Consider the following 25,995-nt stretch of genomic DNA (forward strand, 5'->3'; position numbering starts at 1 on the left):
GTCAGCCTCCGATCGCCGACATCGGCCGGGCGGGTTGCAGGAACGACGGGTCGTCGATGCCGTGCCCGGGCAGCTTGCCCCACATGGCCTCGCGCCAGCGGTCGGCGAGCTCGGCGTCGGACGCGCCCGAGCGGGCGAGATCGCGCAGATCGGTCTCGCCGCGCGCGAACAGGCAGTTGCGGACCTGCCCGTCGGCGGTCAGCCGGGTCCGGTCGCACTCGCCGCAGAAGGGGCGCGTGACCGAGCCGATCACGCCCACCGTGGCGGGGCCGCCGTCGACCAGCCAGGTCTCGGCCGGGGCCGAGCCGCGGTGGGCCGGGTCGGGGGCCAGGTCGAACTCGGCGCGCAGCGCCGCGAGGATCTCGGCGGCGGTGACCATCTCCTCGCGCCGCCACACGCCGGCGGCGTCGAGCGGCATCTGCTCGATGAACCGCAGCTGGTACCCGTGCTCGAGCGCGAAGCGCAGCAGTTCGGGCGCCTCGCCGTCGTTGACGCCGCGCATGAGCACGGTGTTGATCTTGACGGGGGCGAGCCCGGCCTCGGCGGCGCCCGCGATGCCGCGCAGGGTCGCGTCGAGCCGGTCCCGTTTGGCCAGGTCCTTGAAGGTCCCCGGGCGCAGCGTGTCGAGCGAGACGTTGACGCGGTCGAGCCCGGCGGCCACGAGCGGGCCCGCCAGGCGCTCCAGGCCGATGGCGTTGGTGGTCAGGGAGATCTCCGGGCGCGGCTCCAAGGCGGCCGCGGCCTCGACGATGCCGACCAGCCCCGGGCGCAGCAGCGGCTCGCCGCCGGTGAAGCGGACCTCCCGGACGCCGAGGTCGCGCACGGCGATCCCGACCAGCCTGACGACCTCCTCGTCGGTCAGCAGGGTGGGTCTGGGCAGCCACGGCAGTCCAGCCTCGGGCATGCAGTAGGTGCAGCGCAGGTTGCAGCGGTCGGTGAGCGAGACGCGCAGGTCGGTCGCGGTGCGACCGTGGCGGTCCCGCAGCCCGGCCGACGCCCCCGCGGCAGAGGAGGTCGGTGCCAGCATGGTTCGAGCGTAGTTCGTCAATATGACAGTTTCGTAAAGTGGGACACGATTCCCATCAATTGGTCACGGAAGGCGCGGCCGTAGAGGGTGGTGTGGACCAGCAGCGGGAACAGCTGATGGAGCCCCGTGCGCTCCTCCCAGCCCGCCGCGGGCGGGCCGACCTCGGCGTACCCGTCGAAGATCGCCGCCAGCAGCGGCGTCCCGCCCCACAGCCGCAGGTTCGCCAGGTCGGTCTCGCGATGCCCGCCGTGCGCGGCCGGGTCGATCAGCCACGCCCGCTCGGCGCCCCACAGCACGTTCCCCCACCACAGGTCGCCGTGCGTCCGCGCGGGCGGCTCCTCGGGCCCGGCCAGCTCCGGCAGCCGCGCCGCCAGCCGCTCGACCGCGGCGGCGTCGGCCGCGTCGAGGGCCCCGTTGTCGCGCGAGGGCCCCAGGTAGGGCGCGATCCGCCTGGCCGCGTACCACTCGGCCCAGGTCCCGCCGGACGGCTCGTTGTCCATGAACGCCTCGCCGATGTGGCCGCGCCAGGGCGCGCCGAACCGCTCGGCCCCGGCACGGTGCATGAACGCGAGCTGGCGGCCCAGCTCCCGGGCGTGCTCGGGGGTCGGCCCGGTCGGCTCGATCCAGGGCTCGACCAGGAGCCGGTCGTCGGCGTAGCGGACCTCGACCACGGCCTCGCAGGCCTCGCCGAGCCACCGCAGCCCGTTCGCCTCGGCGGCGAGGTGGCCGGGCCGCGGGTCCTCCGCGATCTTCGCGAACAGGCTCGAGCCGTCGTCGAACGTCAGGCGCTGCGCGGTGGCCGAGCCGGCGCTCGCCGAGGCGAGCGGCATCGCGAAGTCGTTCGCCTTCACCGGCGTCGTGCGCACCCGCTGGTGCTCGATGAGCTCGGGCAGCAGCCGCAGCCGCTCGTGGACGTCGTTCACCGCTCCAATGTAGCGGAGCGCGCCCGGCCCGCCCGACGTGAAAAACTCTTCGTGTTCACCCCCGCGCCGAGGAGGCCCCATGCGCCGCACCGCCCGCTGGCTCACCGCCGTCAACGCCCTCGGCGCCCCCAGGGTCGCGGCGCAGCGCGCCCGCGCCGACCGGGTGTTCGACCGCATGGTCGACCGGGCCCAGCACCGGGCCGAGGCCGACGCCGCGCTCGCGTCCGAGCTCATCGACTCCTATCGCTTCCTGTTCAAGGAGGTCGCCAAGGAGGAGACCCTCTCGATGGTCGGCTGGCAGGGCTTCGTCGACGACCTCTCCCGCCGCATGACCAACCACCTGCGGGTCGAGCGGCTCATCGCCGAGCACCCCGAGATCGCCGCCGAACCGGTCGAGCGCCCCGTCGTCGTGGTCGGCCTGCCGCGCACCGCCACCACCCTCACCCACAAGCTCCTCGTCCAGCCCGAGGGCAACCGCGCCCCCCTCATGTGGGAGCTCATGAACACCCACCGCGGCGACATCGACCCGAAACTGCGCGACGCGCTCGTCAAGGACGCCCAGACGATGGCCGACCTCGCCGCCAGGGCCTCGCCCGTGTGGGACCTCATCCACCCGATGAACGCGCTCCAACCCGAGGAGTGCGTGTTCGCCCTGCCCCACGGCTACCAGTTCATAACCCGCGCTCGGATGCCCGCCTACCGCCGCTGGGTCGACGAGCGCGACTGCACCGGCGACTACCGCCACCTCAAGCGCGTCCTCCAAGTGCTCCAGTGGAACCGGCCCCGGCGCCGGTGGGTCCTCAAGTCGCCGTTCCACCTGTTCAACCTCGACGTGCTCCTCAAGGTCTTCGAGGACGCGACGATCGTGTGGACGCACCGCGACCCGGCCGCGGTCATGGGCTCGTGGTGCTCCCTCGTGGAGACCGGCCGGGCCCTCCACCACCGCGCCTACGACGCCGCGGCGATCGGCCCCGAGTGGCTCGACCTCTTCGGGAAGGGCGTCGCGGCCGCGCGCGCCGTCCGCTCGACCGCCCCGCGCGAGCGGTTCGTCGACGTGCCCTACCGCTCGCTGACGGCCGACCCGCGCGCCTGCCTGCCGGAGCTCTTCGCGCGACTCGGCATGGAGTGGACCGCGAAGGAGGAGGGGAACCTCGAGCACGTCCTGGCCCGGCCCCGCACGCGCCGCGGCCACGAGTACCGCCTGTCGCGCTACGGGATCGGACCCGACGACGTCGAGGAGGCCTTCGGCGACTACGGCCGCCCGGGGCGCTGAGACGCGACGGGCCCCGGCCGAACGGCCGGGGCCCGTGTGGATTGTCGGTGGGCGGCGCTACGTTGGTCTCGGTCGGGCGGCGCGGCATGCGGGTGCCGCACCGCCCGACCGGCCGAAGTCCACAAGCGCCGATCGAGAGGGGGTGGTCAGGAGAGCCGCTCCACCACGTAGTCGATCGCCTCGGTCAGCTTGGCCGCGTCCGAGGGGTCCACGGCCGGGTACGTCGCGACGCGCAGCTGGTTGCGGCCCAGCTTGCGGTACGGCTCGGTGTCCACGACCCCGTTGGCGCGCAGCACCTTCGCGATCTCGGCCGCGTCCACGCCCTCGAAGTCGACGGTGGCGACCACGTTCGAGCGCAGGGCCGGGTCCGACACGAACGGATTCGCGAACGGGCGCGACTCCGCCCACGAGTACAGGGCCCCGGCCGACTCGGCGCAGCGCTTCGCCGCCGCGTCCAGGCCGCCCGCGGCGTTGAGCGCGTCCACCTGCTCGGCGGCGAGGACCACGGTGGCCACCGCCGGGGTGTTGTACGTCTGGTCCTTGCGCGAGTTGTCGATCGCGGTCTTCAGGTCCAGGAACGCCGGGATGTAGCGGCCCGAGGCGGCGATCCGCTCGGCGCGCTCGATCGCGGCGGGGCTCATGACCGCGATCCACAGGCCGCCGTCCGAGGCCAGGCCCTTCTGCGGCGCGAAGTAGTAGCAGTCGCTCTCGCGCAGGTCCACCGGCAGGCCCGCGGCGGCCGAGGTCGCGTCGTGCAGCATGAGCGCGCCCTCGTGGGCGACGCGCCTGACCTCCACGGCCACACCGGTCGAGGTCTCGTTGTGCGGGGTGGCGTAGGCGTCGACGCCGTCCTCGAAGGACAGCTCCGCGGCCGAGCCGGGCTCGGCGGTCACCACGGTCGGCTCGCCCAGGTGCGGGGCGGCCTTGATCGCCTTGGCGAACTTCGAGCCGAACTCGCCGAAGCTGGCCGCCTGCGCCCGGTCCTCGATGAGGCCGAACACGGCGACCTCCCAGAACGCGGTCGCGCCGCCGACGCCCAGCACCACCTCGTAGCCCTCGGGCAGCGAGAAGAACTCGGCCAGGCCGGCGCGCAACCGCCCGACCTGCGACTTGACGGCCTTCTGGCGGTGGGAGGTGCCCATGACGGACCCGCCCAGACCGGCGAGTGCGCTCATCGCCTCGGACGGCACTTTGGAGGGGCCTGCGCCGAAGCGCCCGTCGGCGGGCAGCAGCGCTGCGGGGATGGTGATCGGGTCGGCCACGTTCGGCTCCGTTCTCGTCGGTCCTCGGGGCCACTGTAAACCCGGCGTCTCCGAACGTGACGGCGCGGGCCCGGGACGGCCGCCGAGTGGGATCGGCGGCTCAGACCGCGGGCTCCCAGCCGGTCGGCGCCGCCGCGCCCGGCTCGGCCGCGGCCGTCCACACCTCGCCGTCGGCGGCCACCGCCCACAGCCGCAGGGCCCCGTCGGACCCGAACGCGGCGGCCGGGCGCTTGACCACGGTGACGTCGCCCCGCGACCACGGCCGCGACAGCAGCGCGATCTCGCCCGCGGCGGCCGCGAGGTCGGCGAGGCCGAGGACCAGCACGGCGGGGGCGCCGGTGCCGTCGTCGCAGGCCACCGCCAGCGCTCCGTCGGGTCCGAGCGCGAGCGCGGGGGCGAGGACCCCGCCTTCGAGCGGCACGAGCACCCCCGTCCACGTCTCGCCCCGGCCTATGTGGAGTACCACGTCGCTGGTCCCGGCGGCGCGCGAGCCGATCACGAGGCGCCCGTCGGGGGTCTGGACGGCGGTGACGGCGCCGGCGGGCACGTGGGTCTGGCCGCCGGGCCCGGGCAGGCCGAGGGTGCGGTTCGTCCATGTGCCGCCGTCGCCCTCCCACACGGCGGTGTCGACGGGGGTGGCGGCGACGACGGTGAAGGCGCCGTCGGCGGCGAGCGCGACGGGGGCCGCGTGCACGGCGGGCCCGTCGAGGGCCGTCCACTCGCCCCACGGGCCGCCTTCGGGGCGGGTGCGCGCGGACAGGCCGCCTTCGGGCCCGCGGACGCAGACGAGGGCGGTGCGCCCGTCGTCGGCGGCCGCGACCTGCCCGACGGTGCGGGCGGCCGGGCCGGCCCCGGCGGGGTTCCCCAGGGACCGCCACTGGCCCGAGACCAGGTCGAAGCAGTGCACGTCCCGTTCGTGGGCGGCGGGGTCGTGGGTGTGGCGGGCGCTCACGGTGTAGAGCCCGGTCCCGGCGCGGACCAGGTGCGGCAGGGCGTCGGGCCCGCCGAGGCCCTCCCAGCCGTCGTCGCCGAGCGCCTCGATCCGGGTGCCGCGCACGGCGACGGGGCGCAGGTGCCCGTCGACCTCGGCGGCGGCGAGCGCCGCGGTGTAGCGCGGATGGGTGGCGTGGCCGTACGTGGTCCCCGCGCCGGGGCCGCTGATGAGGCGGTCGCCGCAGCCGCTGCGGGTGGCGCAGTCGGCGCCGTCGACGCCGTCGGCCCAGGAGTAGACGTCGATGGCGCCGCCCTTGGTCTCCAGGTCGGCGGGGCCGAGGTTCCCGGGCCAGCGGCGGTTGTAGTAGCCGCGCCAGGACTCGACGGCGAGGGCCCCGCCCCAGGCGGCGACGGCCTCCCAGGCGAAGAGGGCGGCGGCGGTGTGGTCGATGTGGTCGGAGTAGCCGGCCTGCTCGGCGCCGAGCCGCTCGCCGACCACCGGGTCGGGGTCGGGGTCGAGGGTGTTGACCACGGCGGGCCGGTAGCGGCCGAGGAGCTCGAGGAGCGTGGCCCGCACCATGTCCTGGTCCACGGTGGACTGCGAGGTGAGGGGCGAGCCGGTCGGGGGGAGGACCGCGGCGGCCTCCAGGCGGCCCTCCCACAGGGCGAGCAGGCGCGTGAAGTCGCCGGTGAGGCGCCCGAGGTTCGTCCACAGCGAGCAGAACACGAGGTGGACCTCGGGCTTGTCGCGCAGGACGCACAGTTCGACGTCCTGCCCCGAGTCGAGGGCGGCGGTGTACCGGTCCCAGGGCGCGTCGGGGTCGCCGAGGGCCATGTGGGCGTAGGCGCGCCGCAGGCCGCTGTCGCGGGCGGCGGCGTACCCGGCGTAGTCGGCGGGGGCGGCCCCGTCCCAGGTGTTCTGCCCGCCGGCCTCGCCGGCGGTGAGCACGACCGTGCAGATCCCGGCCCCGTCGTGCAGGACGCGGGCGACGCGGGGGTTGACGAAGTAGAGGCAGTCGTCGGGGTGGGCGACGATCTGCATGTGGACCGGGCCGGCGCCCGTCGGGCCGGGGAAGTCGCCGCCGGCGGCGGCCTCCCGCAGGGACCAGGCGCTCTCGGCGACCGCGGCGGTCACGGCCAGTCCGGCGAGGCCGCCGACCAGGAGGTCGCGGCGGCGCAGCGGCGCGTGGGAGGGCATGGCGGTCTCGTTCGGGTGGTGCGGGTTCCGGTCCCAGATCCTATCGGGGGCCCGCCGGTTCGCGACGGCCCCTCGTGTCGAGGCCGGACGCGAAGCGGCCCGCGTCGGTGACGCGGGCCGCCGTCGGCGTGTGCGGGGCGCCTACTGCCAGCCCTCGACCTCGTCGAGGCCGCGCGGGCCCGGGCCCACGTAGGTGGCCGAGGGGCGCACGATCCGGCCGAGCTTCTTCTGCTCGAGGATGTGGGCGCTCCAGCCGGCCACGCGGGCGCAGGTGAAGATCGGGGTGAACAGGTCGGCGGGGACCTCGGCGAAGTCGAGGAGCACCGCGGACCAGAACTCGACGTTGGTGGCGAGCACGCGGTCGGGCTTGCGGGCCTTGAGCTCGGCCAGCGCGGCCTGCTCGAGGGCCTCGGCGACCTGGTAGCGGGGGGCGCCCAGCTCCTTGGCGGCGGCGCGCAGCACGCGCGAGCGGGGGTCCTCGGCGCGGTAGACGCGGTGGCCGAAGCCCATGAGGCGCTCGCCGGAGTCGAGGAGGTTCTTGACGTAGGCGTCGGCGTCGCCGGACTTCTCGACCCCTTCGATCATGTGGAGGACGCGCGAGGGGGCGCCGCCGTGGAGCGGGCCGGAGAGCGCGCCGATGCCGGAGGAGATCGCGGCGGCGGCGTCGGCCCCGGTGGAGGCGACGACGCGCGAGGTGAAGGTGGAGGCGTTCATGCCGTGCTCGGCGGCGGACATGAGATAGGTGTCGACGGCCTTGACGTGGGCGGGGTCGGGCTCGCCCCTCCAGCGCCGCATGAACCGCTCGGTGATGGTGCCGGCCTTGTCGATCTCCGACTGCGGGACGGCGGGGCGGCCGGATCCGCGGGCGGACTGGGCGATGAACGACAGGGTGGTGACCGAGACGCGGGCGAGATCGTCCCGGGCGGTCTCGTCGTCGATGTCGAGCAGCGGCCGGAGGCCCCAGAAGGGGGCGAGCATGGCGACCGCGGCCTGGGCGTCGACGCGGGTGTCGCCGGAGGAGACGGGCACCGGCACGGGCTCGGCCGCGGGCAGGCCGTTGCCGAATCTGCCGTCGACGAGGAGGCCCCATACGTCGCCGTAGGTGCTCTGGCCGACCAGGTCCTGGATATCGACGCCGCGGTAGCGGAGCGATCCACCCTCTTTGTCAGGCTCGGCGATCTCGGTTTCGAAGGCGACGACGCCTTCGAGGCCGGGCTTGAACTCAGACATCGTTGTACTCCTGAGTGTGTTGTCCCTGTGGTTGCCGACCGGGGGCTTCCGGGAGGCGACGGTTCGTAGTTATCTGGAAATGGTGCCTCAACCCCGCGGCGGACGGAAGTGCCCTCGGGGCGGGGGTGATCCTGAATGCCGGTACTCCAGCCGCGCAAAATATGAGACAACCGACGTGAGCCTAGTTATTTGTCCAATTTTGCACTTTTTGATGGGAGGGTTTCGATAATGGGTCTTGTTGGTTTCAACGGTTTCCTGCGATCTCGCCCACATCGACACGCGTGCCGCAGGTCATCCGACATGAGCTAACGTCAAAGCACATCCCGCCCAGCGATAACGACATGGAGGTACCCCCTATGGCGCTGTCCGGCGAGCAATGGGTGATCGCCTACAACGACCACGAGGCCACCATCGTCGCTGTCGGCGGCGGCGTGCGCTCGTACACCTACCGCGGCCGCCCGGTCGTCATGACCTACGCCGACGAGGAACTCGCCCCCGGCTGGTCGGGCCACGTGCTGGCCCCCTGGCCGAACCGGGTCCGCGACGGCAAGTACGCCTACGACGGCACCGAGTACCAGCTGCCGGTCAACGAGATCGAGACGAACACCTCCCTCCACGGCTTCGTGGCCTGGGCCGAGTGGAACGCCGTCGACGTGACCGACACCTCGGTCACGCTCGAGTGCCGGCTGCCCGCGCGCCTGGGCTACCCCTGGACCCTGCAGCTGCGCACCCGCTGGTCGGTCGGGCCCGGCGGCCTGCGCGCCGCCCACACCGTCTCCAACCCCGGCCACAAGACCGCCCCCTTCGGCCTGGGCACCCACTCCTACCTCATGCCCGGCTCCCTGGAGCGGATCGACGAGGCGACCCTGCACGTCCCGGCGGGCAAGAAGCTCAAGCTCGACAAGCAGAGCATCCCCGTCGGCTCCGGCCCGGCCGACTTCGGCGACCCCACGGTCCTCAAGGACATGGTCATCGACGACTGCTACGGGGACCTCGAGCGCGGCTCCGACGGGACGGCCGAAGTGCGGCTGGCCGACCCGGTCTCGGGGCAGGCGGTGACCGTGTGGATGGACGACTCCTTCGGGTGGGTCCACATCTACACCTCGGACGGCCTCGAGGGCGAGCGCAAGCGCGGCGCGGTGGCGATCGAGCCGACCACGTGCCCCCCGAACGCCCTCGCCACCGGCGAGGACCTGATCGAGCTCTCGCCGAGCGAGGCGTGGTTCGGCGTCTGGGGCATCCGCCCCGAGTAGGCCGGCAGACTCGCGCGAGGGACCGCCCCGACGGGGCGGTCCCTCGCCGCGTCCGCGCCCGAACACCGCTCGCCTTCACTGCGCCGGGTCGTCCACACGCCGCCCACCAGGCAATGTGTCCACTCCTCACGGAGTTATCCACAGGCGCAAAAGTTCTCCTTGCCGACTTCCCCCGCCGTCGGTCACGGTTACTCCTAGGCACGTGAACACCACGCAACGTAGGAGCAGCCATGGCAGCGACACTCGACCGCACCACCTCGACCCGCGGCGCCGCGAGCGGCCGCGGCGACCGGGCCCCGGCCGCCACGGCGGCCGAATCCCTGCTCATCACCGGCGACGACGCCCTCGCCGAGGTGATCGCGCCGCTCGCCGCCGCGGCCGGGCACCCGCTCCACCGCGTCACCCACCCGCTCGACGCCGCCGCCCTCTGGCAGCGGGCCCCGATGGTCCTCGTCGGACCCGACCTCGCACCCGACTGCGTCGCCTGCGACTTCCCCTCCAGGGACCACCTCGTCCTGTGCACCACCATGGCCTGGCTCGGCGCCGACCCCGCCGACACCTCGATGCTGTGGCCCCTCGCGATCCAGATGCGCGCCACCGGCGTGGTCGCCCTCCCGGACGCACGCGACTGGCTCATCGACCTGTTCACCCGGACCGTCCGCGACGTCGCACCGGCGCCCGTCATCGCCCACGTCGCCGGGCACGGCGGCGCCGGGGCCTCCACACTGGCCCTCGCCTCGGCCGCCGACGCCGCACGGGACGGCGGCAGGACCGTCCTCATCGACCTCGACCACACCGGCGGCGGCATCGACGCCGCCGCCGGGCTCGCCGCCCAACCGGGCTGGCGGTGGCCCTCCCTGGCGAACGCCGGCCTGCTCGAACCCGAGGGGCTGCTCGCCGGCCTCCCCCGGCGCGGCGGCCTCCACGTCGTCGGCCCCGACCCGCGCAACCCGGCCGAAGTGGACGCCGAAGCGTTCGAGCAGGTGCTGCGCGCGGCCCGCCTCGCCGCCGACCTCGTCGTGATCGACCTGCCGCGCACCCGCACCCCGGCCGCCGCCCGGGCCGCCGCGGCCGCCCGCGCCGTCGCGGTCACCCTCGGGCCCGGCCCGCGCTCCTGGGAGGCCGCCCGCAGCGTCACCGCCGCCTACGGCCTCCACAACCCCAACCTCGGCGTGGTCCTGCGCGGCGAGGCCGACGCGCCCCCCGCCTCCGCCTGGGACGGCCCGCGCGAGGCCGACTGGACCGACCCGCCGGTGTGGGGCGCGGTCCCGACCGACCGCAGGCTCCCGGCCCTGCTGCGCCAGGGCCGGATCCCCCGCGGCCGCCTCGGCCGCGGCCTCCGCGAACTCGCGGCCGAGCTGGGCCGCGTCCGGCCGCGCGGCCAGCTCATCGGAGCCGGCGCCGGCGGCGACCGCTTCGACCGGGCCGGTGGGGCCCGATGAGCCTCGAACTGCTCGACAAGGTCCGCCGCCAGCTCGCGGCCCAGGCCCGGCCCGGCACCGCCCGCGAAGGCGGCTCGGTGAAGGCGGACATCGTGCGGGCCCTCCGGGCCGCCGGGGCCGCACCGCCCGACCAGGACTCGCTGCTGCGGCTCTCCGGGGCCCTGCGCGACGACCTCATCGGGGCCGGGCCGCTCCAGCCGCTGCTGGACGACCCCGCCGTCACCGACGTGGTCGTCAACGGCGCGGCAGGCGCCTGGGCCGACCGCGGCGAAGGCCTGCGGCCCGCCGACGTCCGCCTCGGCGGGCCCGACGCGATCCGCTCGCTCGCCTGCCGCCTCGCCGCGGCGGCGGGACGGCGCCTCGACGCGGGCAGCCCGTACGCCGACGTGCGACTGCCGGACGGCACCCGGTTCCACGCGGTCCTGCCGCCGGTCGCCGCCGCGGGACCCTACCTCTCCTTCCGCACCCACCGGTCGCAGGCGTTCACGCTCACCCAGCTGGTCGAGGTCGACACGCTCACCGCCGACATGGCCGACCTGCTGCTGCGCATCGTCAAAGCCCGGCTCGCCTATCTCGTGACGGGCGGCACCGGCACCGGGAAGACCACGCTCCTGGCGAGCCTCCTGTCCACCGCGCCCGCCCAGGAGCGGATCGTCATCGTCGAGGACGCCGCCGAACTCGCGCCCGACCATCCGCACGCCCTCACGCTCGAATCGCGCCCGGCGAACATCGAAGGCGCGGGCGAGGTCGACCTCGCCGCGCTGGTGCGCCAGGCCCTGCGGATGCGCCCCGACCGGATCATCGTCGGCGAATGCCGCGGCGCCGAGGTGATCGAACTGCTCGGCGCGCTCAACACCGGCCACGAGGGCGGCGCGGGCACGCTCCACTGCAACGCGGCCGCCGACGCGCCCGCCAGGCTCGAAGCGCTCGCGCTCCCGCACGGACTGCCGAGGGCCGGGCTCCACGCCCAGCTCGTGGCGGCCCTGCGCGTCATCGTCCACCTGCGGCGCACCGGCACCGGACGGCAGGTGACGGAGATAGCCCTGATCGGACCCGGCCCCGGCGAATCGGGACTGCGGGTGTCCACCGCCTGGACCCGCCAGGGCCCCGGCTCCGCCGCAGGCCTCCTCGAACGCCTCCTCCGGGAGCGATCCGCATGAGCAGCGCCGCCGCCTCCGCCCTGCCGCCGCCGCGCCGCTGCCGCACCTCCAACCGCCTCCGGCGCCCGCCCGCAGCCCGCCGGCCTCTGCACACCGCCCCGCCCGCGGACACCCGCCGCACCGGGAACCGCCGGACACGCGCGACCGCCGACCGGAGGGAACGCCTCCGCATGCGCCCCAACGCGACCGACCGGCCGATGGCCGCCGAGTCCACCGGCCGGCGACCGACCCGGCCCGACCACCACCGGAAAGGAGCCCGAACATGACCGCCGTAACCCGAGCCCTCGTCGCCCACCGGCCGAAGACCGCGGCCGCCTGCGCCGCACTCATCGCGGCAGCAGCCGCCGCCTGGCTCGCCGGGTACCGCCACAACGGCGGACTCGGCCTCCTCGCGGCGGCCGGAGCCGGAGCCGTCGCCGCCGTCTACACCGCGGCCGCCGTGACCGCATGGCATCGCGCCCTGCACCGCAAGCGGCACCGCGAAGCAGGCCGCGCCGCCGCCGACACGATCGCCTACCTGGCGGCCGACCTCGCCGCGGGCACCGACCCGGCCCGCGCCGTCGCCGCGGCCGAACCCGACTGGCCCACCGAGGCCGCCGCCACCGCGAAGCGCCTCAGGGCGGCACTGCGGATCGCCGCCGAACTCGGCGCCCCCGCGGCCGAACTGTGCCGGCGCCTCGCCGAGCACCTCCGCGAGGACGAGCAGGCCGCCGCCCGGACCCGGGCCCAGACCGCCTCGATCCGCGCCACCGCCGCGCTCCTCATCGCACTGCCCGCGGCCGGTGTCGCCCTCGGCGAAGCGCTCGGCGTCGACGCCGTCGCCTTCCTCTTCGCCGGCCCCGCGGGGCTCGGCGCGGCCGCCGCCGCGATGGGCCTCCAGGGCATGGGGCTCGCCTGGACGGGCCTGCTCATCCGATCCGTCGACGCGGGAGGTGCGTGATGGCGCGCCGACTCCTGGGCCCGCTCGCGGGCGTCGCGGCCGCCTTCGCGATCGGCGGCCCCACCGGGATCGTCCTCGGCTTCGGCACCTGGTGGCTGGTCGCCCGGCTCCTGCGGTCCGATCCCGACCGCACCGAGCGGACCGCCGCCGGGCGCCTCGCCCCGGCATGGCCCTGGACGCTCGACCTGCTCGCCGCCGGGATGCGCGCCGGGGCGCCGTTCCCGCAGGCCGCGTTCGCGGTCGCCGACGCCGACGACCCGCGGATCGGCGAACGGCTGCGCCGCTTCGCCGGAGCGATCCACCTGGGCGCCACCGCGACCGAGGCGCTGCCTGAACTCGGGCGCCTGCCGGGCGCCGCCCGCCTGGCCCGGCAGCTCGACCGGTCCGGCGACTCGGGGGCGGCGATCGCGGGGGGCCTCGAGCAGCTGGCGGCCTCGCTCCGGTCGGAGCTGCGCACCCGGGCCGAGGAGCGCGCCGGACGCGCCGCCGTGGCGCTGGTCGGACCGCTGTGCCTGTGCTTCCTGCCCGCCTTCGTGATCGCCGGGATCGGCCCGGTCGTGTTCGGCATCGTCGCCGACACCCTGACCGCCGGCCTGTGACCGCGACCTTGAACCACTCTGTCCGACAACCGAAGAGAGGAAACCGCAATGAACGCGAACACCGAGACGACCATCGCCCTCCCGACCCGCCGGGCCCGCCGGGCCCCCGGCAGGCCCGACCCGCGACCGGCCTCCTGCCGCCCCGGCGACCGGCAGCGGCCCGGCTGCAGGGCCGCCAGCGCCTGCCGGAGGCCCTCGTGCGACCAGGCGCGGGCCCCGCGCAGCGAACCGGCCGAGCAGCCGGCCGCCGACCGGCGGACCGCCGGGGCCGCCCTCGAATCCCGCTGGTCGCCGGGCGCCAACCGGTCCAGGCCGCCGATCACCGCGGGCCCGCCGGCGGTGCCCGACGACCGCCCGGCCCCGGCGAAGCCGAGTCCGAACCCCCGGCAGGAGGACGAGTGGAGTCCGGGCCGGATGCGGGGCGTGACCCGACCGGGCTGGGGCGGGAGGTTCGCCGCGAAGATGCGCGGCGAGAGCGGCATGAGCACCGCCGAGTACGCGGTCGGCACCCTCGCGGCGGTCGCCTTCGCCGGGGTCCTGCTGAAGGTGGTCACGTCGGGGCCGGTCCAGAGCGCGCTGAGCGCCCTGATCGAGAAGGCCCTGGGATGACCGCGTCGATCCGGCAGGCCCGGAAGCCCCGTCGCCGCCGATCACCGGAACCGGGCACCGCTCTGGACGAGTGGGCCGTGAACCGCCTGGTGGCGACCGGCATCGCACCGCGCTCCGCTCAGGGAGGCCGGGCTCCGGCCTGGCGGGCCGCTGCGGGCGACACCGCACCGGACACGGTCCCGAACAGGCAGGCCCCGGCCCGGTCGGCGACGAGCAGCGCTGCACCGCACCGCGCTCGAGGAAGTAGGGTCCCGGTCCGGGCCGCGACCGCGGACGGCACCTCGCCGAAGACCGTCCCCCGGGGTCGGGCTCCGGCCCGGTGGGCGGTGGCGAGGCGCATCTCGCCGTACACCGCCACCGGGAAACGGGTCCTGTCGCGACAGGGAGCGGATCCGCCGGCGAGCCCCGGCACGGGGGAACGCGCGCCGCGGCGGCGGTTCGGCCGCCGGGCGCACCCCGGCGACCGGGGCCAGGGCGGGTTCGTGACCGCCGAGATGGCGGCGGCGCTCCCGGCCGTGGTCGCGGTGCTGGCGCTGGGCCTGTGGGCGGTGGCGGCGGTGGGCATGAAGGTCCGCGCGATCGACGCGGCGAACAGCGCCGCGATCGCCGCCGCCAGAGGGGAGGACGCGCAGGCGGTCGCTGCGGCCTATCTTCCCGAGGGCGCCTCGGTCGCCGTCTCGACCGACGGCGAGGTGGCGCGGGCGAGGGTCACGGCCCCGACCCGGCCGCTGGGTCCGCTGACGCCGCCGCTGTCGATCACCGCCGAGGCCGCGGCGCCGCTGGAACCGGGTCTGCCGTGATGCGGCCGCCGAAGCCGGTCGGGCGGGCCGCGGCCGCGAGCGGACGGTCCGTGGGCGGTGCGGCAGGTCGCCGTCAGGCCGGTGGCGGAGCGGACCGCGGGCGGCCCGGCCGGGTCGTGAAGAGCGACCGGGAGCGGGGCTCGGCGACGGTGCTGGCGGCCGGGGTGGCGGCGGCGCTGGTGGTGATGGCGGTGGCGTTCACCGCGGTCGGCCAGGCGAGCGCCGCCCGCCACCGGGCCCAGGGTGCGGCGGACGCCGCCGCGCTGGCGGGCGCCGCGAGGGTCCTGTTCGGAGACGGGGAGGCCTGCGGCGCGGCGAGGGCGATGGTGGAGGAGGCGGGCTCTGCGTTGGAGGGCTGCGAGGTGGACGGCGTGGAGGTGACGGTCGCCGTGAGCGAGGTCCCGGCGGGCATACCGGCAGCCTTCGGTCCGGCCCGAGCGGTCTCCCGGGCGGGCCCGGTCATGGTGGAGTAGGACGAGCGAACACCGGTCCCGGCGGCCGAGGCCAGGCCGCCGGGAACCGAAAACAGCAAGACAGGTCTTCAGCGTTGCTATTAGGTGTGCTGGTAGGCGGAGGGTGGGCACGGGGGAGGGGGAGGGGCCCCGGAAGATCTCCGGCCGATCCGGCTGAAGGCCCCGGCAGGCCCGGTTCTCGCACCGCCCGCGGCTCTTGCGCTATCGCAAGCCGTGTTGGATCATCTGGCCCGCCGCCCGCCGATGCGGGGCACCGGCCTTCGAGGGCTGACTGCCGACCGCTGAGGTTCGAACACCGTTAGCCGCTCGCCGAACGGCCCGGTCTTCGCGGCGTCGACCCGCGGCGGCTCGCGCTGGACGGTCGGTGTGGGCCGCCCGCAGCGTGCACCAGTCTTCCCGCTCGGCCGCCTCGAGAGGCGAACCGACCGATGCGGCGTCCGCCGCCGGGCACTCGCGCGCCGAATCGCCGTGCGCCCTTTCGCAATTCCCGGCCGACGACCGCGGCCCGATGCGGCGCCCCGCCCACCGCTGACCGCTGCCGGACGCCCGCGCGTCAGCTCGCCGCAGGGCGCCTCGCGGCTCGCGCGAGGCGTGCTGGCCGCTTCCTCGCCACCCCCATCTCTCCCTGGTCGACCCCCGGCCGAGGCGGCTCGGTCACACTCCGGGGTGTCGCGGGCCCGCGGATGATGCGCGCGGGCCCCGGGCTGTCTACACTCGCGACATGGAGAAACACCGTTCTTCACCTGACTCGGCGCCCGCGACCCGGTCGCCGGGCCGCCGCACATTCCTCATGTGCCGCCCCGCCTACTACGCGGTCGAGTACGCCATCAACCCTTGGATGGACACGACCGCGCCCGTCGACACCGAACTCGCCTGCGCCCAGTGGGACGAGCTCGTCGACGTCTACACCCGCCTCGGTCACGACGTCATCCGCATCGAGCCCGAGCCCGGCCTGCCCGACATGGTCTACGCCGCCAACGGCGCCTTCGTGGTCGACGGCATCGCGTACGGCGCGAGCTTCCGCCACCCCCAGCGCCGCCCCGAAGCCGACGCCCACGAGAAGTGGTACCGCACCGGCGGCTGGACGTACGCCGAGCCCGAGTTCGTCAACGAAGGCGAAGGCGACTTCACCTACCTGCCCGGCCGCGAGCTCATCCTCGCCGGCTGGGGCTTCCGCACCGACGCCCGCGCGCACGCCGAGGCCGCCGACGTGTTCGGCCGCCAAGTCGTCTCGCTGCGCCTGGTCGACCCCTGCTACTACCACCTCGACACCGCGCTCGCGCCCCTCGACGACGAGCGCATCGCCTACTACCCGGAGGCCTTCGCCCCCGGCAGCCGCCTGCTGCTCGAACGGCTCTTCCCCGACGCGGTGATCGCCGACGCCGAGGACGCCGCCGCGTTCGGCCTCAACTTCGTCTCCGACGGCCGCAACGTCGTCGTCAACGCCGAGGCGACCGGCATGGCCCGCAAGCTCCGCGACGCCGGGTACGAGCCCGTCCCGGTCGACCTCTCCGAGCTCAAGAAGGGCGGCGGCTCCGTCAAATGCTGCACCGCCGAACTGCGCCGGTGACCGCCGACCGGTGAACCTCCGGTCTCGGACGCCTTGATCGGACGCCCTGAGACGCAAGGGGGGCGGGTACTCCGGCTTCGCCGGGGCACCCGCCCCCCTTCATCGACCGCGGGTCGTTCTCGAGGATGCGGGCCGCGTCCTGCCAAGGCGCCCCCGCGGCGCCCGCGCGGTCCGCATCCCGGCCGGTCGCGCCGGTCGGCGGCGCGGCCGGGCTCAGGGCCTCAGGCCGCGGCCAGCGTCGGCCCGAATCCCTGCGGCTGGGCCGCCGACCGCGCCTGCGGGTACGGCGCGGGCCGCGGCGGCGCCGGCGGGCGCGCCCGGTCCGCCTCCTGCGTGGGCCGCGGCGCGGGCACCGCCACGTGGTCGAGGGCCATGGTCGGCTCCTCCACGACCGCGGGGCGGGTGCGGTCGGCCACCACCGACGCCGGATGGCCGGTCCCGGCGGTGAACACCGCCGCCAGCGGCGCGGTGAAGGCGCCGCCCGCGCCCTCGAGCGGGCTCTGGAGGACCTCGGGGCGCGCGGGCCGGGGCGCGTTCACAGGCCTGGCCACCGCCTTCGGGCGGCGGAACGCCCGGGCCAGGAGGGCGTCGATCCGCCAGACGCGCTTGGCGTGGCTGGCCGGCAGCCAGAAGTGCCAGCGGTGCGGCTCGGCCGCGTCCGGTCCCTCCAGGGCGGTGAAGTTCAGTTCGACCCCGGGCCCGGCCGGGTCGGCCGACCACCGGAGGTTCTCGACCGCCGCCACCGGCGCGTCGAGGCACAGGCGCACCCGGCCGAGCAGCCGCGACTGGCGCGTCACGACCAGCCGCTCGCCGGTGAGCATGAGGACGTGGTCGCCGCTGCCGAGGCCGTCGGAGCCGACGCACCTGCTCAGCAGGGACACCTGGTCGCCGGCGCGGATGTTGCGGCGAAGGATCGGGACGTGCCGGGACAGGGCCGTCGTGGTCAGGCCGGCTTCTGCCGAACAGGCGAGCATCGTGCGTGAGAAAAGATCCATCTGCGTGTACCCCACCAGGTATCCGTGTGCGTCCGTCACTGTGCGACGCGCTCTCACTAGGGGTAACGGCAATCCGCATGTGCAGGTTACGGCTGCGGCGTGTCCTTGCCCACAACTCACCCCTTCGGGCGAGCATCCGTCGGAACCGCCCGCGGTCCGGGGCCGGGTCGGCGGGGGAGCGGGGTCAGTCCCACTCCGGCAGTTCGATCGCGTCGAACTCCGGGCGCAGCCGCGGGTCCTCGCCGTCCGGCCGCCACTCGTAGTCCCAGTCCGGGACGCCGGCCTCCGCGTCGGGCGGGCACCAGCTGCCGTCCTCCTCGACCGGGACGAGCTCCGGGTCGCCCCCGCCGTCCTCGGCCTCGCCCTGCTCGACCGGGGCCGCGGGCTCCTCGGGGGCCTCCTCGGCCGGCTCGGGCTCGGCGTCGCCCCTCGGTTCCGCCTGCGGCTCGGCCGGGCTGGAGTCGACCTCGGCGGGGCCCCCCGGCTCGCCGGTCCCCTCCGCCCCGGGGTCCTCACCGGACTCCTCGGCGGGGTCCTCCTCGGCCTCGATGACCACCGTCCCGGACTCGAACTCCAAGGGCTCGGCGGCCTCCACGCCGCCGTACAGGCTCCTGGTGAAGGTCCACCCGATCAGGGCGAAGGACGTCACGGTCCCCGCGCTCACCCCCACCAGGGCGAACCACACCCCCGCCGGCCAGTGTCCCCCCTGGTCGCCGCCAGTGCCGTGCACCGCGCCCCCTTCCCGCCACCCCCGTGCGACGAAACGGCCGTTCAGGACCGATGATGTCGAGGATCCGGCGCCCTCGGCGCCGCTCGCGAACCGCAGACCAGTCCAGTTCAACTACTCAGTGTCAGACTTCAACCCCGAATGGTAATCGGGGACCGGCTGTGACGCGCACCGCCCAGGACTTTGGGATGCTAGGAGCACCGGAACACGAATATGAGGAGGCAACAATGGGCGGCCAACCGCGTCCAGCCAAGAAGACGGCCAAGAACCGTCCGAAACCCGCCTCAACGAACGAACCAGAGTTCGTGCAGCTGCTGACCCCCGAGGGCCGGCGGATCGACCATCCCGACTACGACCTGAACCTCACCGACGACGAGTACCGCGGCCTCTACCGCGACCTCGTCGTCACCCGCGAACTGGACGCCCAGGGCACCGCCCTGCAGCGCCAGGGCCAGCTCGGCCTGTGGCCGAGCCTGCTCGGCCAGGAGGCCGCCCAGGTCGGCTCCGGCCGCGCCCTGCGCCCCCAGGACACCGTCTTCCCTGCCTACCGGGAGCTCGGCGTCCAGTGGTGCCGGGGGCTCGACCTGATCTCGTCGTTCGCGCTCTTCCGCGGGACCGACCTCGGCGGCCGCGACGTGGCCGCCGACCGCTTCAACATGTACGCGATCGTCATCGCCTCCCAGACCCTCCACGCCGCCGGCTACGCCATGGGCGTGGCCATGGACGGCGCGGTCGGCACCGACGACGGCGAGGCCGTCGTCGTCTACCACGGCGACGGCGCGACCAGCGAGGGCGACTTCAACGAGGCCCTCGTCTGGGCGGGCGTGTTCAACGCCCCGCTGGTGCTGTTCTGCCAGAACAACCAGTACGCGATCTCCGAGACCAACGCCCGCCAGTTCCGGCTCCCGCCGTACCGCCGGGCCGAGGGCTTCGGCGTCCCCGGGACCCTCGTCGACGGCAACGACGTCCTCGCGACCTACGCCGTCACCCAGGGGGCGCTCGACCGCGCCCGCCGCGGCGAGGGCCCGAGCCTCATCGAGGCCTACACCTACCGGATGCAGCCGCACACCACCTCCGACGACGCCACCCGCTACCGGGACGAGGCCGAGCTCGACTTCTGGCGCGCCAAGGACCCGATCGTCCGCTACCGCAAGTGGCTGGCGGCCGAGCAGCTCGCCGACGAGTCCTACTTCGCGGGCGTGGACACCGAGGCGGGCGAGCTCGTCCGCGAGCTGCGCGCCCGCGTCATGGCCCTGACCGACCCGGAGATCGCCGAGATGTTCGACAACGTGTACGCCGAGATGCCCCCGGGCATCGCGGCCCAGCGGGCGGAGGCCCTCGAGTTCCAGGCCTCGCTCGACGACGCCACGACCGAGGGGAGCGAGGCCCGATGACGACCATGACCATGGTGAAGGCGCTCAACGAAGGCCTGCGCCGCGTCCTCGAGGACCAGCCGAAGTCCCTCGTGATGGGCGAGGACGTGGGCCGCCTCGGCGGCGTCTTCCGCGTCACCGACGGCCTCCACAAGGACTTCGGGTCCGACCGCATCATCGACACCCCGCTCGCGGAGTCCGGCATCATCGGCACCGCGATCGGCCTCGCGCTGCGCGGCTACCGGCCGATCTGCGAGATCCAGTTCGACGGCTTCGTCTACCCCGCCTTCGACCAGCTCGTCTCGCAGCTCGCGAAGATCCCGAACCGCTCCGGCGGGCGCGTGCGCCTGCCCGTCGTGGTCCGCATCCCCTACGGCGGCGGCATCGGCGCGATCGAGCACCACTCGGAGTCCCCCGAGGCGTACTTCGCGCACACCGCCGGCCTCAAGGTCGTCACCTGCTCCGACCCGGCCGACGCCTACTGGATGATCCAGCAGGCCGCCGCCGGCGACGACCCGGTGATCTTCTTCGAGCCCAAGCGCCGCTACCACGCCAAGGCCGAGGTCGATACCGGCGCCGCCGGACTGGACCTCTACCGGGCCCGGACCGTCCGCGAAGGCCGCACCGCGACCCTCATCGCCTACGGCCCCACCGTGGACGTGGCCGTGAACGCCGCCGCCGCGGCCGCCGAGGAGGGCCTCGACCTCGAGGTGATCGACCTGCGCGCCCTCTCCCCGATCGACTGGGAGCCGCTGTTCGCCTCGGTCCGCAAGACCGGCCGGGCCGTCGTCGTCCACGAGGCCCCCGGCAACGTGGGCATCGGCGCCGAGGTCGCCGCCCGGGTCACCGAGGAGTGCTTCTACTCCCTGGAGGCGCCCGTGCTGCGGGTGACCGGCTACGACGTCCCTTATCCGGCGAGCCGCCTCGAAGACGACTACCTTCCGAACCTGGACCGGGTGCTCGACGCCGTCGACCGGTCCCTCGAGCACTGAGGAGCCGGACATGGGTCAGAAGATCACGTTCAACCTGCCCGACCTCGGCGAAGGGCTCACCGAGGGCGAAGTCGCCGCCTGGCTCGTCGAGCCGGGCGGGGAGGTCAAGCTCAACCAGCCGTTCGTGGAGGTCGAGACCGCCAAGGCCCTCGTCGAGGTGCCCAGCCCCTACGACGGGGTTCTCGCCGAGCACCACGCCGAGGCCGGGGCCACCGTGGACGTCGGCAAGCCGCTCGCGACCTTCGAGGTCGAGGGCGCCGAGGCGCCCGCCGCCCCGAAGAAGGAGGAGCGCACGCCCAACCTCGTCGGGTACGGCGCGCGCGAGGCCGGGTCCAAGCGGCGCAAGCGCCGCCCGGGCGCCGCGGCCCCCGAGGCCGCGCCGACGCCGCCTCCCCCGCCGCCCGCGGTCGCCCCCGAGCCGCAGGCCGAGGAGCCGCCCCCGGCCGCGCCGGCCGGCCCGGTGCTCGCCAAGCCGCCGGTCCGCAAGCTCGCCAAGGACCTCGGCGTCGACCTCGCGCAGGTCGCGGCGACCGGCCCGAACGGCACGGTCTCCCGCGCCGACGTGGAGGCCGCCGCGGGCCGCGGCTCCGGCGGGTCCGCACCGGTCCGCGTCCAGGCCGCCGCCGAGGACCAGCGCCTCCCCATCAAGGGCGTGCGCAAGCTGACCGCGCAGAACATGGTCGCCTCGGCGTTCACCGCGCCGCACGCCACCGTGTTCCTCACCTGCGACGTCACCGGCATGATGGAGACGGTCAAGGAGTTCAAGGGCCGCAAGGAGTTCGCCGACGTCAAGGTGACCCCCCTGCTGTTCGTGGCCAAGGCGGTCCTGCTGGCCGCCCGCCGCCACCCGATGATCAACGCCCAGTGGGACGAGGCCGCCCAGGAGATCGTCGTCAAGCACGACGTCAACCTCGGCATCGCCGCCGCCACCCCGCGCGGCCTGGTCGTCCCGAACGTCAAGGCCGCCCAGGACCTGAGCCTGGTCGACCTGGCCGAGGCCCTCACCGCGCTGGCCCGCACGGCCCGCGAGGGGAGGACCTCGCCGGCCGACATGGCCGGGGGCACGATCTCGATCACCAACGTCGGCGTCTTCGGCATGGACACGGGCACGCCCATCCTCCCGCCGGGGGAGTCGGCGATCCTCGTGTTCGGCGCGGTCCGGCCGCAGCCGTGGGTGCACGAGGGCGAGATCACCGTCCGGCAGGTGACCACGCTCGGGCTGTCCTTCGACCACCGGCTCATCGACGGGGAGCTCGGCTCGCGGTTCCTCGCCGACGTGGGCGCGTTCCTCCAGCACCCGGGGGAGACGCTCCTCGCCTGGACGTGATCAAGGGCACCGACGATTCGTTGGCGGAACTCGGCGTTCGGTGTTGTAATTGAGGCACGGAAACAACGGGGAAACATGACTTCGAAGTTTCCGAACGTCTCGGATAACTGAGACCGCGAACTTTATCTCCTCCCAACTGGTGCGGCGGACAGCGCCGAGTCCCCGCACCGCGGAGACCCTCTCCAGGGGGTTCTCACACCGGCCGGTCGCCGCGTTTGCCATGAGGGGTGGGCAACCGCTGGCGGCCGGCCTTTCTCATGCCCTCGATCGCCGCCCCGCCTCCCCTGCCGCTGACGCTCTGTCGCGGGTTCCTCGCCGCACCGCCGCCCGCCGCGGCGCGCTGCCCTGCCGCTTAACCCTGTCGAGTGACCGTGAGCGCCGCTGCGGTACCGTGTTGCCGTCTGGCGTGCCCCCAAGACGCCAGGCCGGAAAGCAGCATTGAGGAGCAGCCGTGACCTCCGAGCAAGGCAACACGCCAGCCAAGGGCGAGAACCCCGACGACCGGGCCGCCGAGACCGACGCCGCCGAGGCCCCGAGTCCCGCCCCCGAACCGGCGAGCCCCGACGCTGCCGACGACAGCGCCCCCTCGACCGCGCCCGCGGACGAGCGCGCGCCCGAGGCCGCCCCGGCCGAGGACCCGGAGGCCCCCGCGGCGACCGCTCCCGAACCCGAGGCGCCGGCCGCTCCCGCCGAGCCCGAGGCACCCGCCGCGGACGAGGGCGCGACCGAGTCGGTCCCGGCCGCCGCGGCCCCCGACGTCCCCCCGGCGCCCATGGCCGACGGCGCGCCCGAGGCCCCGCCGGCCCCCGCCGTCGAGGAGGGCGCCACCCAGTCCCTGCCGACCACCGCGGCCAACGAGATCGAGATCCCGGTCGCCCCCGCCGCGGACGCCGCGCCCGAGCAGGTCGCGCCCGCCGCTCCCGAGGCCCCCGCCGCGCCGCAGGCGTCCCCGCCGGGCCCGCAGTTCGACGAGGACGGCACGCAGATCCTGCGCCTGGGCCCCTCGTCCCCGCCCGCCGCGCCGCCCGCTCCCGACGTGGCCGAGGAGCGCACCGAGGTCCTCCCGCCCCAGGGCGTCTCGGGCTTCAACGCGCCGCCGCCCCACGGCGACCAGCCCCCGGCCCCGGCCCCCTCGCCGGCCTCGGCCTGGCCCTCGCCGCCGCCGAACCCGCTCGCGAACCAGCAGCAGCCCGTGAACCCGGCCGCGGCGCCGCCGCCCCCGCCCGCCGCGCCGTACGCGCCGCCCGCCTCGGCCTACCAGCCGCCGCAGGGCGCGCCGCAGCAGCCGGCCCAGTCGGACGACACCCAGAAGCTCATCATCGGCCCGCACAACCCGCACAGCGAGCCGCCGCCCGCGCCGGCCTCGGCCTACGCGCCGTCCGCGCAGCCGGGCCAGTCGCAGCCGCAGATGGCGCCGCAGTACACGCAGCCGGGCATGCCGCCCGGCTCGGTCCCGCCCGGCCAGTACCCGCCCCAGCCGGCCCCCGGCGCCTCGGGCGGCGGCCGCAAGAAGGCGCTCGTGCCGATCCTGGCGGGCGTGGCGGCCCTGGTCGTGATCGCCGCGGCCGTGGGCGTCTACTTCCTGCTGTTCGCCGCGCCGAAGTTCGAGGAGGGCGGCTGCGTCCGCCACACCAGCGGCGACCAGGCCGAGGCGATCGACTGCGCCGACGCCAAGGACGGCGAGGACTACGAGATCGTGCAGCAGGTCGGCGACGGCCAGGAGTGCGCCGACGCGGGCCGCGAGACCCTCACCGTCGGCGAGGACGTCTACTGCCTGAGCCTCCTCGGCGCCCCCGACGAGGGCGAGGGCGGCGAGGACGCCGCCGAGTCCCCCTCCGAGGAGTAGTCGAACCCCCTCAAAGGCTGATAAATCACGATATATCCGGCCTTAAGGGACCCCTGGCTCAAAAATATACCCAAGGTACGACATGCCTCCCGGGGCCGACGGACACGCGCCGTCGGCCCCGGACCACTATGCGAGACCTCCTCGGAAACGGGGGTCGCGCTCGTCTCCTCCGAGCCCGCCGCGCCGCCCCTGACCTCGGGTCCGGGCTAGGCTCGCCCGATGGCACAGTCTCGCGTGCGCGCGGCCCCGCTCACCGGCCGCGGCTGGCTCAACACCGGCGACCGGCGGCTCGACCTCGCGAGCCTGCGCGGCAAGGTCGTCGTCCTCGACTTCTGGACCTTCTGCTGCATCAACTGCCTCCACGTCCTCGACGAGCTGCGCCCCCTCGAGGCCAAGTACGGCGACGCACTCGTCATCGTCGGCGTCCACTCCCCGAAGTTCGAGCACGAGCGCGACCCCCGGGCTCTCGCCGCGGCCGTCGAGCGCTACGGCGTCGAGCACCCCGTGCTCGACGACCCCGACCTCAAGACCTGGGACGCCTACGCCGCCCGGGCCTGGCCCACCCTCGCCGTCATCGACCCCGAGGGCTACGTCGTGTCCACGATGGCCGGCGAGGGCCACCTCGAGGCCCTCGACGCCGTGATCGGCGACCTCGTGGCGACCCACGCCGCCCGCGGGACCATCGACCCCGAGGGCAGCCCCTACGTGGCCGTACCGCCCGCCGAGACCCTCCTCCGCTTCCCCGGCAAGGCCGTCGAGCTGCCCGGCGGCGACGTCCTCGTCACCGACTCGGCCCGCCACCGCCTGGTCCGCCTCGCCCCCGACCTGGCCACCGTCACCGCCGTCATCGGCACCGGCGAGCGCGGTCGCACCGACGGCCCCGAGCCGCGCTTCAACGAACCCCAGGGCCTCGTCCTGCTCCCCGAGGCGGTCGCCGCGGCGGTCGGCTACGACGTCGTCGTCGCCGACACCGCGGGCCACCTCCTGCGCGGCGTCGACCTCGCCGCCGGCACCGCCGTCACCGTCGCCGGGACCGGGCGGCAGTGGCGCATGGACCGCGGCTCGGACGCGGCCCTCGACGTCGACCTCTCCTCGCCCTGGGACCTCGCCTGGTTCGAGGACCGCGTCGTCGTCGCCATGGCCGGCATCCACCAGCTGTGGTCCTTCGACCCGGTCGCGGCGACCGCGGGCCCCTACGCCGGGACCACCGTCGAGAGCCTCAAGGACGGCCCCCTCGACCAGGTCTGGATGGCCCAGCCCTCCGGCCTCGCCGTCGGCCCCGCCGCGAACGGCGGCGAGCGCCTGTGGCTGGTCGACGCGGAGACCTCCGCGCTCCGCTGGGTCGAGGGCGGCGAGATGCGCACCGCCGTCGGCCAGGGCCTGTTCGACTTCGGCCACGTCGACGGCCCCGCCGCCGAGGCGCTCATGCAGCACCCGCTCGGCCTCGCGGTCCTCCCCGACGGGCGGATAGCCGTGGCCGACACCTACAACGGGGCCCTGCGCGTCTTCGACCCGGAGACCGGGCGCGTCGCCACCCTGGCGTCGGGCCTGGCCGAACCCAGCGACGTCGTCGTCCTGGGCGGCCGCGTGCACGTGGTCGAGTCCGCCGCGCACCGCCTGACCGCCCCCGACCTGGACGAGGCCGCCGTCGGCGGGCGGCACCACCGGGTCGCCCGCAAGCGCACCAAGGTCGCGCCGGGCCCGCTGCGCCTCGAAGTGCTCTTCGAGCCGGCCGCGGGCCAGAAGCTCGACCACACGTACGGCTCGCCGATCCGGGTCGCCGTCGCCGCCGACCCGCCCCAGCTCCTCGCCGAGGGCGCGGGCGCGGGCGAGGAGCTCGGCCGCGGCCTCGTCCTCGCGGACGGGATCGACCGCGGCGTCCTCCAGGTGGTGGCCCAGGCCGCGACCTGCGACGCCGAGGCCGAGCACCCGGCGTGCCACCTCACCCGCCAGGACTGGGGCGTACCGGTCGAGGTCGCCGAGGACGGGGCGCGGACGCTGCGGCTGGTGCTGCGGTCCTGAACCGGCCCGGCTATTTCACCC

At 75.1% G+C, this 25,995-nt stretch carries 22 protein-coding genes; 15 read left to right on the top strand and 7 right to left on the bottom strand.

Annotation, left to right across the window (positions count from 1 at the left end; translation table 11 throughout):
• Nucleotide 1: 1 nt before the first annotated feature.
• A complete protein-coding gene (gene moaA / locus LO763_RS07645; RefSeq protein WP_230601378.1) occupies nucleotides 2-1,027 on the bottom strand; it encodes a GTP 3',8-cyclase MoaA in 1,026 nt (341 codons plus the stop codon).
• A 17-nt stretch (nucleotides 1,028-1,044) separates the two neighbouring features.
• Nucleotides 1,045-1,950: a fructosamine kinase family protein gene (locus LO763_RS07650; protein ID WP_230601379.1), complete on the bottom strand. Its 906-nt coding sequence runs from the start codon at nucleotides 1,948-1,950 to the stop codon at nucleotides 1,045-1,047.
• 79 nt (nucleotides 1,951-2,029) lie between these two features.
• Between LO763_RS07650 and LO763_RS07655 the strand changes: the two genes are divergently transcribed.
• Nucleotides 2,030-3,223 carry a sulfotransferase family protein gene (locus tag LO763_RS07655; RefSeq protein ID WP_304608800.1) on the top strand — a complete coding sequence of 398 codons (1,194 nt, stop codon included), beginning with the start codon at nucleotides 2,030-2,032 and terminating at the stop codon, nucleotides 3,221-3,223.
• 146 nt (nucleotides 3,224-3,369) lie between these two features.
• Here LO763_RS07655 and serC read toward each other — a convergent pair whose 3' ends face one another.
• The 3 genes from serC to LO763_RS07670 form a co-directional block, all read right to left on the bottom strand.
• Complete coding sequence (serC, locus tag LO763_RS07660; protein ID WP_230601380.1) at nucleotides 3,370-4,485, bottom strand: phosphoserine transaminase; 1,116 nt, start codon at nucleotides 4,483-4,485, stop codon at nucleotides 3,370-3,372.
• A gap of 100 nt (nucleotides 4,486-4,585) precedes the next feature.
• Nucleotides 4,586-6,616 carry a PIG-L family deacetylase gene (locus tag LO763_RS07665; protein ID WP_230601381.1) on the bottom strand — a complete coding sequence of 677 codons (2,031 nt, stop codon included), beginning with the start codon at nucleotides 6,614-6,616 and terminating at the stop codon, nucleotides 4,586-4,588.
• Between the two features lie 141 nt (nucleotides 6,617-6,757).
• Complete coding sequence (locus tag LO763_RS07670; RefSeq protein WP_230601382.1) at nucleotides 6,758-7,846, bottom strand: citrate synthase 2; 1,089 nt, start codon at nucleotides 7,844-7,846, stop codon at nucleotides 6,758-6,760.
• Between the two features lie 341 nt (nucleotides 7,847-8,187).
• Between LO763_RS07670 and LO763_RS07675 the strand changes: the two genes are divergently transcribed.
• From LO763_RS07675 to ddaH, 9 genes are all read left to right on the top strand, one after another.
• Entirely contained in the window at nucleotides 8,188-9,099 is a 912-nt protein-coding gene (locus tag LO763_RS07675; protein ID WP_230601383.1) for an aldose 1-epimerase family protein, read from the top strand.
• A gap of 230 nt (nucleotides 9,100-9,329) precedes the next feature.
• Nucleotides 9,330-10,541: a septum site-determining protein Ssd gene (gene ssd / locus LO763_RS07680; RefSeq protein WP_230601384.1), complete on the top strand. Its 1,212-nt coding sequence runs from the start codon at nucleotides 9,330-9,332 to the stop codon at nucleotides 10,539-10,541.
• Nucleotides 10,538-11,701 (top strand): TadA family conjugal transfer-associated ATPase, encoded by a 1,164-nt coding sequence (locus tag LO763_RS07685; RefSeq protein WP_230601385.1) that lies wholly within the window; start codon nucleotides 10,538-10,540, stop codon nucleotides 11,699-11,701. Before ssd ends, LO763_RS07685 begins: the two co-directional genes overlap by 4 nt.
• Before the next feature lie 262 nt (nucleotides 11,702-11,963).
• Nucleotides 11,964-12,641, top strand: coding sequence for a type II secretion system F family protein (locus LO763_RS07690; RefSeq protein WP_230601386.1), 678 nt, complete (start codon nucleotides 11,964-11,966; stop codon nucleotides 12,639-12,641).
• Nucleotides 12,641-13,240 carry a type II secretion system F family protein gene (locus LO763_RS07695; RefSeq protein ID WP_230601387.1) on the top strand — a complete coding sequence of 200 codons (600 nt, stop codon included), beginning with the start codon at nucleotides 12,641-12,643 and terminating at the stop codon, nucleotides 13,238-13,240. Before LO763_RS07690 ends, LO763_RS07695 begins: the two co-directional genes overlap by 1 nt.
• Nucleotides 13,241-13,654: 414 nt before the next feature.
• On the top strand, nucleotides 13,655-13,849 hold the full coding sequence (locus LO763_RS29655; RefSeq protein ID WP_369431946.1) for a DUF4244 domain-containing protein: 195 nt from the start codon (nucleotides 13,655-13,657) through the stop codon (nucleotides 13,847-13,849).
• A 482-nt stretch (nucleotides 13,850-14,331) separates the two neighbouring features.
• On the top strand, nucleotides 14,332-14,649 hold the full coding sequence (locus tag LO763_RS07705; RefSeq protein WP_230601389.1) for a TadE family type IV pilus minor pilin: 318 nt from the start codon (nucleotides 14,332-14,334) through the stop codon (nucleotides 14,647-14,649).
• 116 nt (nucleotides 14,650-14,765) lie between these two features.
• A complete protein-coding gene (locus LO763_RS07710) occupies nucleotides 14,766-15,122 on the top strand; it encodes an Rv3654c family TadE-like protein (RefSeq protein WP_230601390.1) in 357 nt (118 codons plus the stop codon).
• A gap of 721 nt (nucleotides 15,123-15,843) precedes the next feature.
• Nucleotides 15,844-16,692: a dimethylargininase gene (gene ddaH, locus LO763_RS07715; protein WP_230601391.1), complete on the top strand. Its 849-nt coding sequence runs from the start codon at nucleotides 15,844-15,846 to the stop codon at nucleotides 16,690-16,692.
• A gap of 221 nt (nucleotides 16,693-16,913) precedes the next feature.
• Here the strand turns inward: ddaH and LO763_RS07720 are convergent, their stop codons facing one another.
• Nucleotides 16,914-17,687, bottom strand: a complete 774-nt coding sequence (locus LO763_RS07720; protein WP_230601392.1) for a hypothetical protein — start codon at nucleotides 17,685-17,687, stop codon at nucleotides 16,914-16,916.
• A gap of 184 nt (nucleotides 17,688-17,871) precedes the next feature.
• Nucleotides 17,872-18,417, bottom strand: a complete 546-nt coding sequence (locus LO763_RS07725; RefSeq protein ID WP_230601393.1) for a hypothetical protein — start codon at nucleotides 18,415-18,417, stop codon at nucleotides 17,872-17,874.
• A 224-nt stretch (nucleotides 18,418-18,641) separates the two neighbouring features.
• Here LO763_RS07725 and LO763_RS07730 point away from each other — a divergent pair, with 224 nt between their 5' ends.
• The 5 genes from LO763_RS07730 (at nucleotide 18,642) to LO763_RS07750 (ending at nucleotide 25,974) form a co-directional block, all read left to right on the top strand.
• The gene (locus LO763_RS07730; protein ID WP_369431938.1) at nucleotides 18,642-19,808 is read left to right on the top strand and encodes a thiamine pyrophosphate-dependent dehydrogenase E1 component subunit alpha; all 1,167 of its coding nucleotides are present in this window, start codon (nucleotides 18,642-18,644) and stop codon (nucleotides 19,806-19,808) included.
• Nucleotides 19,805-20,779 carry an alpha-ketoacid dehydrogenase subunit beta gene (locus LO763_RS07735; protein ID WP_230601395.1) on the top strand — a complete coding sequence of 325 codons (975 nt, stop codon included), beginning with the start codon at nucleotides 19,805-19,807 and terminating at the stop codon, nucleotides 20,777-20,779. The genes LO763_RS07730 and LO763_RS07735 overlap by 4 nt, the downstream gene beginning before the upstream one ends.
• A 10-nt stretch (nucleotides 20,780-20,789) precedes the next feature.
• The gene (locus LO763_RS07740; protein WP_230601396.1) at nucleotides 20,790-22,106 is read left to right on the top strand and encodes a dihydrolipoamide acetyltransferase family protein; all 1,317 of its coding nucleotides are present in this window, start codon (nucleotides 20,790-20,792) and stop codon (nucleotides 22,104-22,106) included.
• A 451-nt stretch (nucleotides 22,107-22,557) separates the two neighbouring features.
• On the top strand, nucleotides 22,558-23,952 hold the full coding sequence (locus LO763_RS07745; RefSeq protein ID WP_230601397.1) for a hypothetical protein: 1,395 nt from the start codon (nucleotides 22,558-22,560) through the stop codon (nucleotides 23,950-23,952).
• A gap of 219 nt (nucleotides 23,953-24,171) precedes the next feature.
• On the top strand, nucleotides 24,172-25,974 hold the full coding sequence (locus tag LO763_RS07750) for an NHL domain-containing thioredoxin family protein (RefSeq protein ID WP_230601398.1): 1,803 nt from the start codon (nucleotides 24,172-24,174) through the stop codon (nucleotides 25,972-25,974).
• Nucleotides 25,975-25,995 lie beyond the last annotated feature (21 nt).

It is taken from the genome of Glycomyces amatae (genome assembly GCF_020991375.1).
Classification (GTDB): Bacteria; Actinomycetota; Actinomycetes; order Mycobacteriales; family Micromonosporaceae; genus Glycomyces; species Glycomyces amatae.

Bases quoted from the DNA above. Each gene is read 5' to 3' on its own strand.
- moaA (WP_230601378.1), bottom strand. From the start codon at position 1,027: ATGCTGGCACCGACCTCCTCTGCCGCGGGGGCGTCGGCCGGGCTGCGG.
- LO763_RS07655 (WP_304608800.1), top strand. From the start codon at position 2,030: ATGCGCCGCACCGCCCGCTGGCTCACCGCCGTCAACGCCCTCGGCGCC.
- LO763_RS07665 (WP_230601381.1), bottom strand. From the start codon at position 6,616: ATGCCCTCCCACGCGCCGCTGCGCCGCCGCGACCTCCTGGTCGGCGGC.
- LO763_RS07670 (WP_230601382.1), bottom strand. From the start codon at position 7,846: ATGTCTGAGTTCAAGCCCGGCCTCGAAGGCGTCGTCGCCTTCGAAACC.
- LO763_RS07675 (WP_230601383.1), top strand. From the start codon at position 8,188: ATGGAGGTACCCCCTATGGCGCTGTCCGGCGAGCAATGGGTGATCGCC.
- ssd (WP_230601384.1), top strand. From the start codon at position 9,330: ATGGCAGCGACACTCGACCGCACCACCTCGACCCGCGGCGCCGCGAGC.
- LO763_RS07685 (WP_230601385.1), top strand. From the start codon at position 10,538: ATGAGCCTCGAACTGCTCGACAAGGTCCGCCGCCAGCTCGCGGCCCAG.
- LO763_RS07690 (WP_230601386.1), top strand. From the start codon at position 11,964: ATGACCGCCGTAACCCGAGCCCTCGTCGCCCACCGGCCGAAGACCGCG.
- LO763_RS07695 (WP_230601387.1), top strand. From the start codon at position 12,641: ATGGCGCGCCGACTCCTGGGCCCGCTCGCGGGCGTCGCGGCCGCCTTC.
- LO763_RS29655 (WP_369431946.1), top strand. From the start codon at position 13,655: ATGCGGGGCGTGACCCGACCGGGCTGGGGCGGGAGGTTCGCCGCGAAG.
- ddaH (WP_230601391.1), top strand. From the start codon at position 15,844: ATGGAGAAACACCGTTCTTCACCTGACTCGGCGCCCGCGACCCGGTCG.
- LO763_RS07720 (WP_230601392.1), bottom strand. From the start codon at position 17,687: ATGGATCTTTTCTCACGCACGATGCTCGCCTGTTCGGCAGAAGCCGGC.
- LO763_RS07730 (WP_369431938.1), top strand. From the start codon at position 18,642: ATGGGCGGCCAACCGCGTCCAGCCAAGAAGACGGCCAAGAACCGTCCG.
- LO763_RS07735 (WP_230601395.1), top strand. From the start codon at position 19,805: ATGACGACCATGACCATGGTGAAGGCGCTCAACGAAGGCCTGCGCCGC.
- LO763_RS07740 (WP_230601396.1), top strand. From the start codon at position 20,790: ATGGGTCAGAAGATCACGTTCAACCTGCCCGACCTCGGCGAAGGGCTC.
- LO763_RS07750 (WP_230601398.1), top strand. From the start codon at position 24,172: ATGGCACAGTCTCGCGTGCGCGCGGCCCCGCTCACCGGCCGCGGCTGG.